Source organism: Mycolicibacterium diernhoferi (genome assembly GCF_019456655.1).
Lineage (GTDB): Bacteria > Actinomycetota > Actinomycetes > Mycobacteriales > Mycobacteriaceae > Mycobacterium > Mycobacterium diernhoferi.
Genome location: NZ_CP080332.1, coordinates 4,108,541 through 4,126,883, shown reverse-complemented (window position 1 = coordinate 4,126,883; position 18,343 = coordinate 4,108,541). Strand labels below are relative to the sequence as shown.

Below are 18,343 nucleotides of genomic sequence, written 5' to 3'. Positions count from 1 at the left end.
AGAAATCGCCCGAATCCTTTCGGATTCGGGCGATTTCCGTTCCTGCGATCAGTAGGCCGTCGGTTCTCCTTCGGCGGCGGGGCCGGGCTCCACCGGCTTGTGCTCGATGATCGACTTGTAGGCGCTGTTCTCGTGCTGGATCATCCTGACGAAGAACCCGATGAACAAGGCCACGGAGAGCAGGAAGACGATCCACACGCCGACCGAGTAGCCGCCGAATGTGAAGACCACTCCGAGCTCGTCATAGCTGTCGATAGGACTGAACATCTACTTCGCCTCCTCGACGACGAGTACCTTGCCGTTGGTCGTTGCCATCACCGTGACCGGGGTGCCCTCCGGGTACGGCGTGGCCGGGACCTCGCTCAGGTCGAGGCCCTGAAGCTCCACAGCCTCCGGAATCCGTAGCAGCCCAACCTTCTTCAGCCCCAGGGACAGCAGGTAGGTCGGGATGAAGCCCAGCGCCGCGAAGACCACGATGCCGACGACCTGACCCCACAGCGAGATCGACGGGTTGCCGTCGGTGTTCGGGTAGCCGCCCAGGAAGATGCCCACCATCAGCAGCGAGTACACGCCGATGCCGCCGTGCACGGCCACCGCGCCCACCACATCGTCGATCCGGAACTTCTCCAGCAGCTTGCCGATGTAGGGGATGAGCGCACCGGCGCCGAGGGCGATGATGAACCCGAGCGCGGGGTGGTACAGATCCATGCCCGAGGCCAGGCCGATGATGCCGGCCAGACCACCGGAGATGGTCCAGAACGGCTCACCACGCGAGGTCATGTAGGCGCCCATGATGCCGCCGGCCAGGCCCATCAAGGTGCTGAACGCGAACGCCGACAGCGTGGTCGGGCTGCCGTAGATGGTCGCGAAGCCGCCGGAACCGTAGATGACACAGCCCATCAGGAAGCCGAAGAAGCCGGTGAAGATCAGCATCAGGCCCAGCATGGTCAACGGCAGGTTGTGCGGACGGATGGTGACCGCGGTGCCGTCGGGCAGGAAGCGTCCGATGCGCGGGCCCAGGTTGATCAGGATGCCGAGCGCTCCGAAGCCGGCGATCATGTGCACGCAGCCGGCCGCGCCGACATCGTGGAAGCCGAGCTTGAGCAGCATCCAACCTGCGCCGTGCCAACCCCAGGCCGCACCGATGATCCAGGTCACCGAACCGACGAAGACGGTCAGAACCAGGAAGCCGCTGGTCCGGATCCGTTCCAGCACAGCGCCGGACATGATCGAGCCGGTGGTGGCGGCGAACAGCGCGAACGCACCCCAGGAGATGCCGCTGACCGAGTCGGCGGTATTCGGGCCCATGTTGTCGCTCCAGGGCAACGCGGCCTTCGCGGCATCGGTCAGCTCGAGGAACCCGCTGGGCATCGCGTTGTAGAGGAACCAGCCCACGAAGAAGAACGAGGCGATGATCGTCGCCAGCGCGAGCAGATTCTTCATCGCGGTCGCCAGCACGTTCTTGGACCGGGAGGCCCCGATCTCGTAGGCAAGGAAGCCCGCGTGGATGAGCATCATCAACGCAATGGACATCCAGAAATAGAATTCGTTGTTCACTGCGGTCATTACCGCAATGGCGTCCTCGACTTCAGGGGTCAATGGAAACCTCCGCCGCTCTGTTCGGGGGGATGGGGTGGGGAAGCCGTGCGTTTAACCGCAGTGGCCTTGAGGTACTGACGGTGTACCGGAATGAAACTAACTGCGGGAATGTGTCCCAGCGGTCACTGCCGGTTAATTCCGCGTGAAGAGCTGCCACGCCGGTGCACAGCAGCACCCAGTTGCGCACCGACAGCACGGATCAGGTGACCGATGTGGTCCACCGGCGGGACGGTATCCGGGCATTACGGTGAGGGCATGACGCCGTTCCACGATCTGGATACCTACTTCGCGCTGCCGAGGGTTGCGGGTCTGGCCGTGTCCCCGGACGGCGCGCGGGTGGTGACCACGATCAGCGAACTCAACCCGGACCGGACCGAATACGTCACGGCGATATGGGAGTTGGACCCCGACGGAGTGCAGCCGGCGCGGCGACTGACCCACGGCAGCACCGGGGAGTCCGCACCGACGTTCACCTCCGACGGTGATCTGTTGTTCGTGGCGACGCGGGCCACACCCGGCGAGGACGCGCCGCCCGCAGCCCTGTGGCGGCTGCCCCGGCACGGCGGGGAGGCGTTCGAGGAGCTGTCGCTGCCGGGCGGGGTGGCCGCCGTGCACGCCGCTCGGCGCGCCGCGACCACCGTGATCACCGCGCCGGTCCTGCCCGCGGCGGCCGACCTCGAGGATGACAAACGCCTGCGGAAGCTACGCAAGGACAACAAGGTGTCGGCGATCCTGCACACCGGCTATCCGGTGCGGTACTGGGATCACGACCTGGGCCCCGGTCAACCGCACCTGTTCGACAGCGACGGGCTGCGCGACCTGGCCCCCGCCCCGGGCGGCGCGCTGCGGGAGACGGGCCGTGACGTCAGCGCCGACGGCACCTTCCTGGTCACCGGGTGGCAGTCCGCCGCACCCGGGGTGGCGTTGCGGTCCCGGATCGTGCGCATCGACATCGGCACCGGCCGGCATACCGTTGTCGCCGACGATCCCGCCGCCGATCTGGGGCAGCCCGCGATCTCCCCGGACGGCACCCGAGTGGCCTACCTGCGCGAGACGATCTCCACACCGGAGCAGGCGCCGCGGATCACGTTGTGCTGGCAGACCTTCGGCGGAGACCGGATGGAACTCGATGACTGGGACCGCTGGCCCACCTCGGTGACCTGGTCGGCCGACGGCGCCGCGCTGATCGTCACCGCCGACGACGCCGGCCGCGGCCCGGTGTTCGCGGTGGACCCGCAGACCGCCGCGGTGACCCGGCTGACCCACGACGACTTCTCCTACACCGATGTGCGCACCGCGCCCGGCGGGCCGATCTTCGCGGTGCGCAGCTCGTACCTCACCCCGCCGCACCCGGTGCGCATCGACCTCGCCGACGGTGTGGTCACGGTCTTGCCGTGCGTCCAGTTGCCCGAACTGCCAGGGCATCTGGAAGAGCTGACCGCGACGGGCGAGGACGGTACGGCGGTGCGGTCCTGGCTGATCCTGCCGGACCCCGGCGCGCAACCGGCGCCGCTGCTGCTGTGGGTGCACGGCGGGCCGCTGGCCAGCTGGAATGCCTGGCACTGGCGGTGGAACCCGTGGCTGCTGGCCGCGCAGGGGTATGCGGTGCTCCTGCCCGACCCGGCGCTGTCCACCGGCTACGGACAGGACTTCATCCAGCGTGGCTGGGGTGCCTGGGGTGCGGCGCCCTACACGGATCTGATGGCCGTCACCGATGCGGCGTGCGCCCATCCGGGCGTGGACGCATCGCGCACCGCAGTGATGGGCGGTTCCTTCGGCGGGTACATGGCGAACTGGATCGCCGGGCACACCGACCGGTTCGACGCCATCGTCACCCACGCCAGCCTGTGGGCGCTGGACCAGTTCGGGCACACCACCGACGGGGCCTACTGGTGGGTGCGCGAGATGACCGAGCAGATGACCCAACGCAACTCGCCCCATCACCACGTCGGCAATATCCGCACGCCGATGCTGGTCATCCACGGAGACAAGGACTATCGCGTACCCATCGGCGAGGGGCTGCGGCTGTGGTACGAACTGCTCAGCCAGTCCGGACTGCCCGCGGCCGATGACGGCATCAGCGCCCACCAGTTCCTGTACTACCCCTCCGAAGGGCACTGGGTGGGAGCGCCGCAACACGCCAAACTCTGGTACCAGGTGGTCACCGCGTTCCTGGGCCGTCATCTGTTCGGTCGGGACGTGGGCCTCCCGGAACTCCTCGGGTAGCTTCGGGAACCATGACCTCCTCGCAGCGGGACCTCGGCCGAGAATTTGACGTAGTCCTGTATGGCGCCACCGGGTTCGCCGGGAAACTCACCGCGCAGTACCTCGCCGAGGCGGGCAGCGGTGCCCGCATCGCGCTGGCCGGCCGGTCACTGACGAAGGTCCGCGCGGTGCGCGACGAGCTGGGCGAGCAGGCGCAGTCCTGGCCACTGATCGAAGCGGACACCTCCAAGCCGTCCACGCTGGCCGATATGGCGGCCCGCACCCGGGTCGTCATCACGACCGTCGGGCCCTACACCCGCTACGGCATGCCGCTGGTCCAAGCGTGCGTCGCCGCGGGCACCGACTACGCCGACCTCACCGGTGAGACGCTGTTCATCCGGGACAGCGCCGAACAGTTCCACAAGCAGGCCGCCGACACCGGATCGCGGATCGTGCACTCCTGCGGGTTCGACTCCGTGCCATCGGATATCACCGTCTACGCGCTGTATGACCGGGTCCGTGCGGACGGCGCCGGTGAACTCGCCGAAACCAACCTGGTGTTGCGCTCCTTCGCCGGTGGGGTCTCCGGGGGCACCGTGGCCTCGATGATCGAGTTCATGCGTACCGCCGCGGAGAACCCGCAGTCACGCGACGACCTGCACGACCCGTACACGCTGAGCACCGACCGTGGCGCCGAGCCCGAGTTGGGTCCGCAATCGGACAACCCGTGGCGCCGCGGCCGCGAGATCGCGCCCGAACTCGACGGCATCTGGACCGGGGCCTTCGCCATGGCCGCACCCAACTCGCGCATCGTGCGCCGCAGCAATGCCCTGCTGGACTGGTCGTACGGCAGGACGTTCCGGTACGCCGAGCAGATGAGCGTCGGCTCCTCGGTCGTCGCGCCGGTGGCCGCGGCGCTGGAGACCGCGGTCAGCGTCGCGACCTTCGGTCTGGGCACCCGCTACATCAACAAGGTGCCTCAGGGGCTGCTCGACCGCGTGCTGCCCAAGCCGGGCACCGGACCGAGCGAACGCACCCGGGAAAAGGGCTACTACCACGTCGAGACGTACACCACGACGACGACCGGAGCCCGCTATCGGGCCACCATCGCCCAGCAGGGCGACCCCGGATACAAGGCCACCGCCGTGCTGCTCGCGGAGTGCGGTCTGGCGCTCGCGCTCGACCGCGACCGGCTCTCTGACCTGCGCGGAGTGCTGACGCCGGCCGCGGCCATGGGCGATGCTCTGCTGACCCGGCTGCCGGCCGCCGGCGTCACGCTGGAGACCGCCCGCCTCAATTGATTCGGCCCGCGCAGAACACCTGTGGACCATGTTCGGACTCGGCTAGGGTCCACCTCGGGGGATCCTCACATCAACGGAAATGGGTGAGAAATGGCCGGGCTGGATGAACTTTTCGCGCAGATTCCTGTTCAGGACATCGCGACCAAGCTGGGGGCGGACGAGGGCGAGGTGAACAACGCCATCCACACGCTGGTTCCCGCGCTGGTGGGTGGGCTGCAGGTCAACGTCGCGGCCGACGATATCGACTCGACCGATCTGGAGGCCGAGGTCGGCTCGCAGGCGGCCAGCGGTCTGCTCGACGGCGGGGTCACGGTCGACGATGTCGACCCCGGACAGGGCGACAAGATCGTTGCCACCATCTTCGGCGGCAACGACAGCACTTCGGTGGCGGCCGCACTGGCCGGCACCGGTGCCGGCAGCGGCGACCTGATCCAGAAGCTGTTGCCGATCCTGGCGCCGATCGTGCTGGCCTACATCGGCAAGCAGTTCGGGGCGGGCGCTGCCGCCCAGCCGCAGGCCGCGCCGTCCGGCGGCGGTGGTCTCGGCGATGTGCTGGGCAGCATTCTCGGCGGCGCCGGTGGCGGGGGTAACAATCCGCTCGGCAGCATCCTGGGCAGCGTGCTCGGCGGAGGTCAGGGCAACAACCAGGGAAATGTGATCGGCGATATCTTGGGCGGGCTGTTGGGCGGGAAGAAGTAGACGGCTGTCGGGCGGCAAGAAGTAGCCCGCCCGACGGGTGGCGGCAAGTTGGGCGGAGCGGTTTCCCTAGAATCGATGGGTGACCGCCAGCCCCCGTGACCGTGCCGATGCCCTTCCCAAGTCCTGGGAGCCGAGTGCGGTAGAAAGCGACCTCTATCAGGGCTGGGTGGATGCCGGGTATTTCACCGCCGACCCGAGCAGCGACAAGCCCGCCTATTCGATCGTGCTGCCGCCGCCGAATGTGACCGGCAGCCTGCACATGGGCCATGCGCTCGATCACACGCTCATGGACGCGCTGACCCGGCGCCGGCGGATGCAGGGCTACGAGGTGCTGTGGCTGCCCGGTATGGACCACGCCGGTATCGCCACCCAGTCCGTGGTGGAAAAGCAGCTCGCCGCCGACGGCAAGACCAAAGAGGACCTCGGCCGCGAGGCGTTTGTCGAGAAGGTGTGGGACTGGAAGCGTGAGTCCGGCGGCACCATCGGCGGACAGATGCGCCGCCTCGGGGACGGTGTCGACTGGAGCCGCGACCGGTTCACCATGGACGAAGGGCTGTCGCGTGCGGTCCGCACCATCTTCAAGCGGCTCTACGACGCCGGGCTGATCTACCAGGCCGAGCGCCTGGTCAACTGGTCGCCGGTGCTGCAGACCGCGATCAGCGACCTCGAGGTCAAGTACGAGGACGTCGAGGGCGAGCTGGTGTCGTTCCGGTACGGCTCGATGAACGACGACGAACCGCACCTGGTGGTCGCCACCACCCGGTTGGAGACCATGCTCGGCGACACCGCCATCGCGGTGCACCCCGACGACGACCGGTACCGCGCACTGGTCGGCCAGACCTTGGCGCACCCGTTCCTGGATCGGCAGATCATCGTCGTGGCCGACACCCATGTCGATCCCGAATTCGGTACCGGCGCAGTGAAGGTCACACCGGCGCACGACCCCAACGACTTCGAGATCGGGCTGCGGCACAGCCTGCCCATGCCCTCGATCCTGGACACCACCGGTGCCATCACCGGCACCGGGACCAAGTTCGACGGGATGGACCGCTTCGAGGCCCGGGTGGCGGTGCGCGAAGCGCTGGCGGCCGAGGGTCGCATCGTCGCGGAGAAGCGTCCCTACCTGCACAGCGTCGGGCACTCGGAGCGCAGCGGCGAGCCGATCGAACCGCGGCTGAGCCTGCAGTGGTGGGTCAATGTCGAATCGATGGCCAAGGCCGCCGGCGACGCGGTGCGCAACGGCGACACCGTGATCCACCCGGCCAGCCTGGAACCGCGCTGGTTCGCATGGGTGGACAACATGCACGACTGGTGCATCTCGCGCCAGCTCTGGTGGGGGCACCGCATCCCGATCTGGCACGGTCCCGACGGCCAGCAGGTGTGCCTCGGTCCGGACGAGACCCCGCCCGAGGGCTGGGAGCAGGACCCCGACGTGCTGGACACCTGGTTCTCCTCGGCACTGTGGCCGTTCTCCACCATGGGCTGGCCGGACCGCACCCCCGAGCTGGAAAAGTTCTATCCGACAAGCGTTCTCGTTACCGGCTACGACATCCTGTTCTTCTGGGTGGCCCGGATGATGATGTTCGGCACCTTCGTGGCCGGCGATGACGCGCTCGGTGAGGGGGCCGTTCCGTTCAAGAACGTGTTCCTGCACGGGCTGATCCGCGACGAGTTCGGCCGAAAGATGAGCAAGTCCAAGGGCAACGGCATCGACCCGCTGGACTGGGTGGAGAAGTTCGGCGCCGACGCGTTGCGCTTCACCCTGGCGCGCGGTGCCAGCCCGGGTGGTGACCTGTCCATCGGCGAGGACCACGCCCGCGCCTCGCGTAACTTCGCCACCAAGATCTTCAACGCCACCAAGTTCGCGCTGATGAACGGCGCCGCGCTCGCACCCTTGCCGGACCTCGGTGAGCTCACCGACGCCGACCGTTGGATTCTGGGGCGATTGGAAGAGGTTCGCGCCGAAGCGGATTCGGCGATGGAGAGCTACGAGTTCAGCCGCGCCTGCGAGTCGATCTACCACTTCGCCTGGGACGAGTTCTGTGACTGGTACCTCGAGCTCGCCAAGGTGCAACTCGGTCAAGAGGAGCACGCGACCCACACGCCGGCGGTGCTGGCCACGGTGCTGGACAGTCTGCTCAAGCTGCTGCACCCGGTGATGCCGTTCGTCACCGAGACGCTGTGGAAGACGTTGACCGGCGGGGAGTCCCTGGTCATCGCAGACTGGCCGGCCGCATCCGGTATCGCCGTGGATTCCGCTGCCACCCAGCGCATCACCGATATGCAGAAGCTGATCACCGAGGTGCGCAGGTTCCGCAGCGATCAGGGGCTCAACGATCGCCAGCGCGTCCCGGCCAAGCTGGTCGGCATCGGCGAAGCGGGCCTGGCCGCACAGCTGCCCGCGATCACCTCACTGGCCTGGCTCACCGAACCCGCGGACGGATTCACCCCGTCGGCGGCCGTGGAGGTGCGCCTGACCGGCGGCACCGTCGTCGTCGAACTCGACACCTCGGGCACCGTGGACGTCGCCGCCGAACGCAAGCGGCTGGAGAAGGATCTGGCGGCCGCGCAGAAGGAACTCGCCCAGACGACAGGCAAACTCGGCAACGAGGCGTTCCTGGCCAAGGCGCCCGAAGCCGTCGTCGAGAAGATCAAGGCACGCCGGCAGTTGGCGGCCGAAGAGGTGGAGCGGATCACCGCCCGCCTCGGCGGTTTGGGATGAGTCGGTGGACGCGATGAGGTCGGCGCACGCATGAATCAGCCCATGCCGGACGAGATCGCGGCGATGTTGCAGGTCGAGCATCTGCTCGACCAGCGGTGGCCGGAGACCAAGATCGAGCCCAGCACCGCGCGCATCTCGGCGCTGCTGGAACTGCTCGGGTCGCCGCAGCGGAGCTACCCGTCCATCCACATCGCCGGCACCAACGGCAAGACGTCGGTCGCCCGGATCATCGACGCGTTGCTCACCGCGCTGCACCGGCGCACCGGGCGGATCGTCAGCCCGCACCTGCAGTCCGCCGTCGAACGCATCTCCATCGACGGCAAGCCCATCAGCCCGGCGCAGTACGTGGAGACCTACCGCGAGCTCGAACCGTTCATCGAGCTGGTGGATCAGCAGTCCGAGGCCGCGGGCGGCCCGCGGATGAGCAAGTTCGAGGTGCTCACCGCCATGGCGTTCGCGGCGTTCGCCGACGCGCCGGTCGACGTCGCCGTGGTGGAGACCGGGCTGGGCGGGCGCTGGGACGCCACCAACGTGATCAACGCCCCGGTTGCGGTGATCACCCCGATCGGTATGGACCACACCGACTATCTCGGTGACACGCTCGCCGAGATCGCGGGGGAGAAGGCCGGCATCATCACCCGGCAGGAAAGAGAGACCGTGCCGTCCGGGTTCGACCTGGACACCGTCGCGATCATCGGGCGTCAGGCGCCCGAGGCGATGGAGGTGCTGCTGGCCGAGACCGTGCGTGCCGATGCCGCTGTGGCCCGCGAGGATTCGGAGTTCACGATCCTGGACCGTCAGGTCGCCATCGGTGGCCAGTTGCTGACGCTGCAGGGCCTCGGCGGGGTGTATCCGGAGATCTTCCTGCCGCTGCACGGCGAGCATCAGGCGCACAACGCCGTCCTCGCGCTGGCCGCGGTGGAGGCGTTCTTCGGTGCCGGTTCGGAACGGCAGCTCGACATCGATGCGGTGCGGGCCGGATTCGCCGCTGCCAGCAGCCCGGGCCGGCTGGAGCGGGTGCGTAGCGCCCCCACGGTGTTCATCGACGCCGCGCACAATCCGGCGGGCGCGGCGGCGCTGGCCCAGGCGCTGGGCGACGAGTTCGATTTCCGCTATCTGGTCGGCGTGCTGTCGGTGATGGCCGACAAGGATGTCGACGGCATCCTGGAGGCGTTGGAGCCGGCCTTCGACATGATCGTGGTGACCCACAACGGGTCGCCAAGGGCCCTGGCCGCGGAAGAGTTGGCGGCGCGTGCCGAGGAGCGGTTCGGTCCGGAGCGTGTCGCGGTCGCGGCGACGCTCCCGGATGCGATCGAGACGGCGACGGCGCTCGTCGAAGAGTCCGGCAATGACGGCGAGGGATACTCGGGGAGCGGCATGGTCATCACTGGTTCGGTTGTCACCGCGGGCGCGGCGCGCACGCTGTTCGGGCGGGATCCGCAGTGAGCGCCGGCGCAGCTCCGACCGGCGACCCGTGGCGCAGTTTCCGGGGCATCATGGCCGGCATCCACATTCTGGAGGCCATCGTCGTCCTACTGGCCCTGCCCGTCGTCTCGGCGGGGGAGAACGGCCTGACCGTGGCCGCCGGCAGCTTCCTGATCGGGATGGCGGTCGTGCTGATTCTGCTGTCCGGCATGCAGGGCAGGCCGGGCATCATCTGGGTGAACCTGGGGATCCAGGCCGTGTTCATCGCGGGTGCGCTGATCCACGGCGGGATCGGCTTCATCGGCGTCATCTTCGCGGGCGTCTGGGCGCTGATGATCTACCTGCGCGCCGAGGTCAAACGGCGTCAGGACCGTGGGCAGCTGCCTTACCAGCAGTCCGGCCCACCGCCGCAGGGCGGGTGATCCGAGGTGCGATGAGGCAGAGTCTGAGCCGCATCTTCGCCGGCACCTTGATCGGGTCAGCCCGGGGTGTCCCCGCCGAGACCGACGTCCGCGGACTCCGGTGCGAGCAGGGCAGGTATGTCGTCGAGTTCTTGCAACGCGTTCCGTACCGCTGACTTATCGATGATCTCGGGTACGAAGCTGGCCGAAAAGTGGACGGCTCCGGCCACCCCGCACGCGAAAATCGCCAGATTGTCGGGGGTGCACGGGTAGGACATCGACGAGAACCGGGCCGCACCGAGGTCTCGCCAGGGGATGTGGTCGGTACCGGGTAGTCGCATCATGTAGTTGAAAGTCATCGTCGAATATGCGGATTCAGATATCGCAGGTTGTCGGGAACCGGGTCTCAGTCCAGAGCTGAGGGCACCGATGGCCAGCGCTGGTATCGCACGTGCGGACGAAACGGCTTCCTTGATGCCGGCGCCGACGTCCGACGGGTCGTTCATGCACGCGGGAATGAAGACGCTTTTGACGATATTGCCCGGGCGCAGTGCCTGTTTCTCCGGCAGATACCGGCGCAGGTCCACCAAGGTGAAGAAGCCATCCGGATTCATCTTGATGCCGTTGCGGGTCAACGCGCGGTGCGTCGCCGCTGCAATCAGCCCAGATGTCGACACTTCCGGGCACGTGGTCCTGCGCCAGTCCTGCAATGCAGCGACGGCTTCCGGCGAAATTCGATGACCGACTGCGTCGCTGCTGATCAGCGCCGGTACGGGTCGATTGCCACCGGCTGGGATCGGCGGAGCCTGCACCTTCGGCGCCGCACGGAAGTGTTGCCACCACGACTTGTAGTGGTCTCGTGCCTCCGACCTCAGCAGGCGTACCGCGAGCCCCATCCCCGAGTCTGGTCGCAGGTGACGTAGCCCGTGGACATCGCCCAACGCCAGGAGGACGGCGAACGAGCACACCACCACGGCGTCGCCGAGTACGTGGGCGATATAGCAGGTCAGTGAATCCGGTCCCACGAGCACCTTGTACGGAATGCCCGAAGTAGGGTCTGGCGCGTGTTGGCGGAGATAGTCGTACGGATCCTCGGTATCGAAGGGGCCGGTGGCCATGACGACGCTGTCGAGGTGCCTGACGCGCGTTGCCTCCTCCACCTCCATCCATCGTCGACCGTCCGCGCTGAGGACACAGTTGACCGGGTTCGCCGGGTCGGAGGCCATCAATTCGAGCAGATCTGCCTTCAGTCGCGCGATGTCAGGCTGCTCGATCGGGCTCAGCGACAGTACCGAGTAGTGGCCCGCCCAGGTGCGGTCGATCCAGCTGGGCCGGGCCCGGTGGGAATCCGACAAGTTTGGAATCATCGTGCTGCCTCTCGAGGCTCTCGTCTGTCTACGGATGCCGAACCAGAACGTGCCATCAGCCGCTGATAGGCCTCGGCGGTCCGGTCCGCGATTGATGTCCAGCCGGGTACGTCAGCCGGTGTGGGTGGGCGGCCTTCGGCCAGTTGCGCGGATATGTGCCGTGCCAGCGATGTGTCGTCGTCGACCACGACGCCACGCCCGCGAAGGTGGTCGGCGAACACTTCGCGGTGGGCTGGGATGTCGCTGAGCACCACACGGGCACCGGCGGCAGCCGCCTCGAGCGGGACCATTCCGAACGCTTCATGCTCGGACATCGAGACGACCACGGTAGCGGTGCGCAGCCAACGCCGCACGATGTCGGTGTCCACTCGTCCGCACAACTGCACGCGGTCGCCGATCTCGAGTTCTCCTACGAGTGAACAAAGTTCGTCATACTGGCTGCCGCCGCCGATGATCACCAGACGCGCCGGCGGTGCGACATCGGCGAAGCACCGGATGACATCGGCGAATCGCTTATAAGGCTCCAGCCTGCCGACGCAGAGTGCCGTCGGAGCCGTTTCGGGGAACGGCTCGGCACGTCGGAGATCTTCGACGTGCGCGCCATTAGGGATCACCTCGACCTTGTTCGCGACGAAGGGGAAATCCTGGATCAGCAGGTCCCGTTCGGCGCGTGACACGCAGATGACCACGTCGGCTCGTCGCAGTACCCGCCCTCCGAGATGCCGGAATGCTTTGTGCAACAGTCCGGCTGCCACCGAGTGGCCCTGCTGGCCGTGGTAGTGCGGAGTGAACACGACCGGACGACGGGTTACCAGTGCGGCGATCGCCGTCGTGGCGTGATAACTGTGAACGTGCACGATGTCGGCTCCGAATTGCCGGTGCGCCGCTCCGAGCGCCACTCGCGGCGCGATCGACATGGACTGCGCGCGCCAGGCCGGGTAAACCGTTGAACGGCAGTCATCGTACGACTTCTCTGTCCGCCGTCGGACTCCTCGGGCGGCGGTTATGACGTCGATGTCCATGTCATACGCGGCCAATCCGGCGATCAGCTCCGAGCAGTGCACCTCGACCCCGCCCGGGCGGCCGCGGAAGCCGGGGGTCACCATCAGCACTCGGGTGGTCACGTGATCGCCTCTGCGATCGCTTGGGCGATCAATGCGTGTCCAGCCCGGTTCGGATGAGGGTCGTGATCTGAGCAGTAGTAAGTCAGGCCGCAGAGCCGAGCGGTCGAGGTGCTGACAGTTCCGTGCCCTGGAAGCGGCGACATGCGACTTTCGGGAAGATCGTTCCCCGCTATCGTCGAACTGTCGACGAAATAGGCGCCCGCCTGTGAGTAGATGTCCCGCAAGGTCGGGTTGAGGTAGTTGTCGAACAGTGTCTGTGACAGCGTGCTGCGGCGACTGGCTTCGAGCGGGCCGGCCGGGCCCGCCGCGTGGAAGACGTTGAAGTAGGAGATCCCGACGATCGGGACGTCGTTGCCCAGCAGCGCGCGTGTTGCGGTCAGGAAGACGCCGAGGCTCTGTCGGACCTCGGTTGACATCTGTTCGGCGCAGTGCTGGACCGCGCCGTCATCGGCGAGATCGAGGCACCGCACCATGTCGTTGGCACCCATGGCGACGGTGACCAAGCCGACCTCGCCCTGGTGCTCCGCCATGAACGTATCGGCGGCTCGTAGCTGTGTCGTCTCGGGGTAGTCCACCCCACCTGAAGCCAAAGCCCCTGCGGTGCAGCCATTGTCGAGCTGCATTCCGTGAGCTGTTTGGCCCACGCAGCCGAAGTTCCGCAGCTCCCAGCGACCAGACCGGTTGAGGATGTCGGTCAACTGGTAAGCGTAGCCATCGCCTGTCTCGAGGCCCGATTTGCCATCGGGGCGGTAGCCCGCGGCATAGGAGTCGCCGACCGATACGTAGTAGGTGACCTCAGTGCGGTCATGCCACGCATGTGCGCCGCCCGTGCACAGTCCGGCCACCGAAACGACCGATGCGATCACGACCGCGAAGAGGCGTAGGCGCCTTGTTGGTATCCGTGGTGTCACTCGGCGTCTTGCCTTTCGAATGTGCTCGAACCCTCCACGGGCGGCGCGGGCCACCGTGGGTGGAGCTGGCGGAGTTTGCCATTGTTCGCTGAAACTCTAGCAGGGCGTCTTCATCGACGCGAAAGCGAGCCACTATAGAAAACTTCGTAGCTTAGAGTGGCGCCCTCGTCAATAGATCCTTCGAGTTAATAAAAATACAGGTAGGACGCATTTAACTTCCCGTTTACGTTGGAGATTCCAAGTTGTTTCGTGCGCAAATATTGCATTCTGGCAAAGCCGTATCCGCTCAGCGAAATGGTTTTCACCATGTTCATTAAAGTGTGCTAGAAATGGCAGATCCTGCGCCGGAGGTGGGCGATGGCGACATGGAGACCGCGACGGAGTCGTCGTGGTGTACGCGCACGGCATCCGCCGAGCGATCCGACGCCGAGGGGGGCGACATGGTTCTGTTGTCGATCGTCATGCCCGTTTACAACGAATCTGAGACGGTCGCGTCCGCGTTGGACCGAGTTCTCGCTGTCGACTATCCGTGCCCGGTGGAACTCATCGTGGTCGACGACGGCAGCACCGACGGCACGCGGAACATCTTGGCGGACTACGCAAGCAGGGGAGTCACGGTTCTGCTCCAGCCGTTCAACCGCGGCAAGGGTTCGGCGGTGACTCGTGGCGCTCGGAAAGCCACTGGTACGCATATGCTGATTCTCGACGCGGACCTGGAATACCACCCGTCGGATATCCCCAGTCTCCTCGCTCCGGTGCTGTCCGGAATTGCCGATCATGTGTTCGGGTCTCGGGTGTTCGGCTTCAACACCCGTTTCCCGTCGTTCAGGTTCGCAGTTGGGGGCAGGTTGACCACCTTGGGCGCCAACCTCCTCTTCGATTCCTGCCTGACCGACATGCACACCTGCTTGAAATTGATTCCGGTACAACACTTCCGATCTTTGCGGCTCAGCGAGTCAGGCTTTGGTCTGGACACCGAGATGACTGCGGCGCTGCTCCGCTCCGGAATCCGGCCCTACGAGGTTCCGGTGACTTACAACGGCCGGACCGCAAGTGAAGGTAAGAAGATCAGCTGGTGGGACGGTGTCGAGTGTCTTCGACTGTTGGCCGCCGCACGGTTGCGTAAGCCGCCCGGTCTGCCCGTCGGTCCGTTCGCCACCGGCGCCAACGTCGTGGCATTCGTCGCCCCGGCCGATGGTGGTGACGGGCTGCTCAGTGATGAGTCGGCGCAGGTGGCCCGTGTCGCGCCATAGCGCCTCGATGGCGGGGCAGTCCGCGGACACGGGCATGGTCCGGAACCGGATCCTGCTTGTCGGGCCCGGATTCCGCTTCCTTGGCGGCTTGTCGGTCTACACGTGCTCGCTCGCCAACGCGCTGGTGGAAACTCACGACGTTTCGGTACTCCTGCTCGATCGACTCGTGCCCAGGCGGCTATACCCGGGCGCGGCACGGGTGGGACAGGATCTCACCTCGCTGAGGTACGACCCGCGGGTGCGCATGGTCGGGAACGTCGACTGGTATTGGGGCAGTGGCATCGCCAGGTTGTCCGCGTGGATCCAGGACGCCAAGCCGGACGTCATCGTGCTGCAGTGGTGGACGGCTGCCAGCCTGCACACCTATCTACTGATCGCGCGCATTGCCCGCGGCCTGAACATCCCCGTGTTCATCGAGTTTCATGAGGCTCAGGACACGGGTGAAGCGGCCGTTCCTGGTGTCGCCAGATATGGCCGGTCGTTCCTGCGCAGGCTGGTCCGGGAGTGTTCCGGAGCAATCTTCCACAATGAACATGACCGGGAGTCGATCGCCGACCTGTTGGGGCCCGAGGTGGTCCGCCAGATTCCTTCCCGAGTCGCACCGCATGGGCCGTATAACCACATGACGGCACTCGGTTCAACCATCGAGAACCGGCACCGCTCCGGCGGCGGGCCGGCTCGTGTGCTCTTCTTCGGCTTGATCCGCCCGTACAAGGGCGCGGAGGATCTGATCGCTGCGATCGATGGTATGACACCCGAACAGGCCAACGGACTCGTGGTCGACGTCGTCGGCGAAACGTGGGAAAACTGGACCGCGCCAGCAGAAGCCATCGCCGCCAGCCCTTATCGGGATCGAATCCATTTCGAGAATCGCTACGTCTCGGACTCTGAGGCAACCGGATTTTTCGCACGCGCGGACATGCTCGTCCTTCCTTACCGCCGGGGCTCGGCGAGTGGGCCGCTACAAGCCGCGATGAGCAATGGCATCGCGGTGATCCTCTACGATGTCGGAGGTCTGTCGGAGGCTGTCCGCGACTACCCGGGTGCCACGCTGGTGGCGCCCGGTGACATCCCAGGACTGCGGCAAGCAATCCTTGAGGTCGCCACCCGGCGCGATAGCCGATATCCGAATCCCCATACGTGGGCGCCTCTGGCGGGGGCCATCGACGCTTTGGTAGCGAAGAGTCGAGAATGACCTCTGCTGTCAAACCGCCGCTTGCGCCGGTGTGCGTGCCGATGGTGGACGGGAGTCGGGCTAGGCACCGGAAGCTGATCACGCCCGGAATTCACCGAGTTGTCGTGGCCCGGGCGGCCGGATGGCCCGTAGTCGTCTCAGCGGCTGCGGCGGGCATCCTGATGATCGGCTATTCCTACCGTTTGTCCGGGCTCGGGGCAGCGGCTTCCACCTACTACGCCGTGTTCTGGCTGGGCATGTTCGCCGGTGCCCTTCCGGTGGCTGCAAAACTGTTCATGCACAATACATCCCGAGCTGACAGGGGCTGGTCGATATTGATGCTCGGCGCGGTCACAATGGTGCCGAAGCTGCTGCGAAACCCGGACGGTCCGCGATACCACGACGAGTACGCACACTGGCGTGAAGCGCTCGACGTCGCTGCGACCGGACAGCTGTTCCAGCCGAACACCCTTATTCCGATCGTCGAGTTCTTCCCGGGCACTTCCGGTCTGACCGTCGCGGTCCAGTCGGTCAGCGGTCTGTCGTTGTGGACCGCGGGGTTGGCGGCTGTTGCGACGTTGCACATCTGTGGGCTCTTCGCCGTGTTTGTTCTGGGTGACCGGTTATTGGGGTCGCCCCGGGCGGGGGCTATCGCCGCCTGCGTCTACGGACTCAACCCGTCGGCGGTGTACTTCGACACCCAGTACGCCTACGAAAGTCTGGCCGTCAACCTGTTCCTCTGGGTGCTGGCACTGGGTTCGATCGCGGCCACGACTCCGTACCGCGGGCGCCGCTTGCGTACCGTGGCTGCCGTCGCGTTGTTGACCGCGGCAATCGTCGTCACCCACCACTTGACGACGGTGTTCCTGATCGTTGCATTGGCGACCGTCGCCGGCGCCGTCACCGCGGGCACGGCTCTTCTCCGCCGCCGCGGTGTCGGGATCGGACGGCAATCGCTGAGAGTTGCGACCACATGGTGGGTGATTCTCGGAGTGGTGCTGTCCATCGCCGCGGTGTGGATCTGGTTCTTCGCCCGCCCGACTCTGGACTACCTCTCGCCCTATTTCGGCAACTCGGTCGATCAACTGCAGAGCATGGCGCAGAAAAGCGGATCGGGTGGCCGAAAACTGTTGTCGGCCAGTGTCCAGCCGCTCTGGGAACGGGTATTCACCGCCGGTGCTCCGGCCGCCCTCTTAGGGACCACGATTCTGGCGGCCTTGCTGGTGCGGCGGCGCGTGGTGCGGCCGAACCTGACGACCTTCGGGTTTGCGCTGTTCGGTCTGCTCTACTTCGTCTCGCTGCCCTTCATCCTGGCCCCGTCCGGGGCCGAAGGGGCGCGCCGGTCGTGGGGTTTTGTGTACGTCGGTATCGCAATCGTCGCAGCCATGGTGGTCACCCGTTGGCCCGCAGAGGGTTTGCATTTTTTCGTCCTCATCAGGCAGCGGGCGATGGCGGTGTGGTCAGCTGTGCTGATCGTGGTCCTTCTCGTGGGCAACGTGGCCGGCGGGCTCAACGACCCGTACCGATTCCCCGGACCGTTCCGCTGGGGGACCGACACCAATTCGGCCACCCGGGAGAATCGGGTGTTGGCCGAACAGATGCACGCTCAGTTCGGCCGCGTCAAAGTGGTCAGCGACAGGTACACGGCGCTTCAGTTGGCCGCCAACGGCGGCATGATCATGGCCGCACCATCTCCAGGGTTTCCGGCCTGGGAATTGACCCAGACCGACGCAGACCCGTCTTCAGAGTTGGCCGAGATGCTGTGGACGTCGGATTACCGGTACTTGGTGGTGAACGTGCACATGGGCGAGCAGATCCCGTTCAACGGCCACAACTTCGGTGAGCACGATCCGCTGCTCGGCGACAAAACTCCAATGCCCAATTTGGACCGCCTCGACGCCGCACCCTGGGCTACTCGGGTTCTGTCCACCGAAAGCATCCGGGTGTACAGGCTGCACCTGGAACGCGACTCGGAGGCCAGATGACCACCAGGGCACAGGCGTCCACAGGGCGCCGGCAAACGCATATCGCCGTACTGCCGGTGTTATGCGCCAAGCTCGTGCTCCTGGGCGTGGTGTCGTTGACGGTAACGGTGTCTGCGTGTCCTCCGGTAGTGGGGCTCGCCTGCTTGGCGATCTTGGTTCTGATAACCGGTTCGGCTC

General features: G+C 66.2%; 14 protein-coding genes. 9 read left to right on the top strand and 5 right to left on the bottom strand.

All coding sequences use genetic code 11. The features are described 5' to 3' along the window. Positions 1 to 48: 48 nt before the first annotated feature. Together K0O62_RS19490 and K0O62_RS19485 are read right to left on the bottom strand one after the other, a co-directional pair. Positions 49 to 267, bottom strand: coding sequence for a hypothetical protein (locus tag K0O62_RS19490; RefSeq protein WP_073853540.1), 219 nt, complete (start codon positions 265 to 267; stop codon positions 49 to 51). Continuing rightward, entirely contained in the window at positions 268 to 1,599 is a 1,332-nt protein-coding gene (locus tag K0O62_RS19485) for an ammonium transporter (protein WP_073853542.1), read from the bottom strand. A 255-nt stretch (positions 1,600 to 1,854) separates the two neighbouring features. Between K0O62_RS19485 and K0O62_RS19480 the strand changes: the two genes are divergently transcribed. The 6 genes from K0O62_RS19480 to K0O62_RS19455 all read left to right on the top strand — a co-directional run bounded on the left by K0O62_RS19480 (position 1,855) and on the right by K0O62_RS19455 (position 10,373). Then, complete coding sequence (locus K0O62_RS19480) at positions 1,855 to 3,825, top strand: S9 family peptidase (RefSeq protein WP_073854341.1); 1,971 nt, start codon at positions 1,855 to 1,857, stop codon at positions 3,823 to 3,825. 11 nt (positions 3,826 to 3,836) lie between these two features. Next, positions 3,837 to 5,105 carry a saccharopine dehydrogenase family protein gene (locus tag K0O62_RS19475; RefSeq protein WP_073853544.1) on the top strand — a complete coding sequence of 423 codons (1,269 nt, stop codon included), beginning with the start codon at positions 3,837 to 3,839 and terminating at the stop codon, positions 5,103 to 5,105. 90 nt (positions 5,106 to 5,195) lie between these two features. After that, complete coding sequence (locus K0O62_RS19470) at positions 5,196 to 5,804, top strand: DUF937 domain-containing protein (RefSeq protein ID WP_073853546.1); 609 nt, start codon at positions 5,196 to 5,198, stop codon at positions 5,802 to 5,804. A gap of 79 nt (positions 5,805 to 5,883) precedes the next feature. Then, positions 5,884 to 8,526, top strand: coding sequence for a valine--tRNA ligase (locus tag K0O62_RS19465; protein WP_073853548.1), 2,643 nt, complete (start codon positions 5,884 to 5,886; stop codon positions 8,524 to 8,526). A gap of 30 nt (positions 8,527 to 8,556) precedes the next feature. Continuing rightward, positions 8,557 to 9,972: a bifunctional tetrahydrofolate synthase/dihydrofolate synthase gene (folC, locus tag K0O62_RS19460; protein WP_073853550.1), complete on the top strand. Its 1,416-nt coding sequence runs from the start codon at positions 8,557 to 8,559 to the stop codon at positions 9,970 to 9,972. 50 nt (positions 9,973 to 10,022) lie between these two features. Beyond that, the gene (locus tag K0O62_RS19455) at positions 10,023 to 10,373 is read left to right on the top strand and encodes a DUF4233 domain-containing protein (RefSeq protein WP_079244260.1); all 351 of its coding nucleotides are present in this window, start codon (positions 10,023 to 10,025) and stop codon (positions 10,371 to 10,373) included. Positions 10,374 to 10,429: 56 nt separating this feature from the next. On the opposite strand, the gene K0O62_RS19450 is transcribed toward K0O62_RS19455, so the two are convergent. From K0O62_RS19450 to K0O62_RS19440, 3 genes are all read right to left on the bottom strand, one after another. Next, positions 10,430 to 11,578, bottom strand: coding sequence for a hypothetical protein (locus K0O62_RS19450; RefSeq protein ID WP_131817360.1), 1,149 nt, complete (start codon positions 11,576 to 11,578; stop codon positions 10,430 to 10,432). Positions 11,579 to 11,715: 137 nt separating this feature from the next. Further along, a complete protein-coding gene (locus K0O62_RS19445; protein WP_131817361.1) occupies positions 11,716 to 12,825 on the bottom strand; it encodes a glycosyltransferase family 4 protein in 1,110 nt (369 codons plus the stop codon). 14 nt (positions 12,826 to 12,839) lie between these two features. Further along, on the bottom strand, positions 12,840 to 13,709 hold the full coding sequence (locus K0O62_RS19440) for an SGNH/GDSL hydrolase family protein (protein WP_165636927.1): 870 nt from the start codon (positions 13,707 to 13,709) through the stop codon (positions 12,840 to 12,842). 374 nt (positions 13,710 to 14,083) lie between these two features. Here K0O62_RS19440 and K0O62_RS19435 point away from each other — a divergent pair, with 374 nt between their 5' ends. Genes K0O62_RS19435 through K0O62_RS19425 form a run of 3 tightly spaced genes read left to right on the top strand, consistent with a single transcriptional unit; the run spans position 14,084 to position 18,166 of the window. Beyond that, entirely contained in the window at positions 14,084 to 15,007 is a 924-nt protein-coding gene (locus K0O62_RS19435; protein WP_073853560.1) for a glycosyltransferase family 2 protein, read from the top strand. Between the two features lie 7 nt (positions 15,008 to 15,014). Next, positions 15,015 to 16,202 carry a glycosyltransferase family 4 protein gene (locus tag K0O62_RS19430; protein ID WP_165636928.1) on the top strand — a complete coding sequence of 396 codons (1,188 nt, stop codon included), beginning with the start codon at positions 15,015 to 15,017 and terminating at the stop codon, positions 16,200 to 16,202. Further along, on the top strand, positions 16,148 to 18,166 hold the full coding sequence (locus K0O62_RS19425; RefSeq protein WP_220045468.1) for a putative glycosyltransferase family protein: 2,019 nt from the start codon (positions 16,148 to 16,150) through the stop codon (positions 18,164 to 18,166). The genes K0O62_RS19430 and K0O62_RS19425 overlap by 55 nt, the downstream gene beginning before the upstream one ends. Positions 18,167 to 18,343 lie beyond the last annotated feature (177 nt).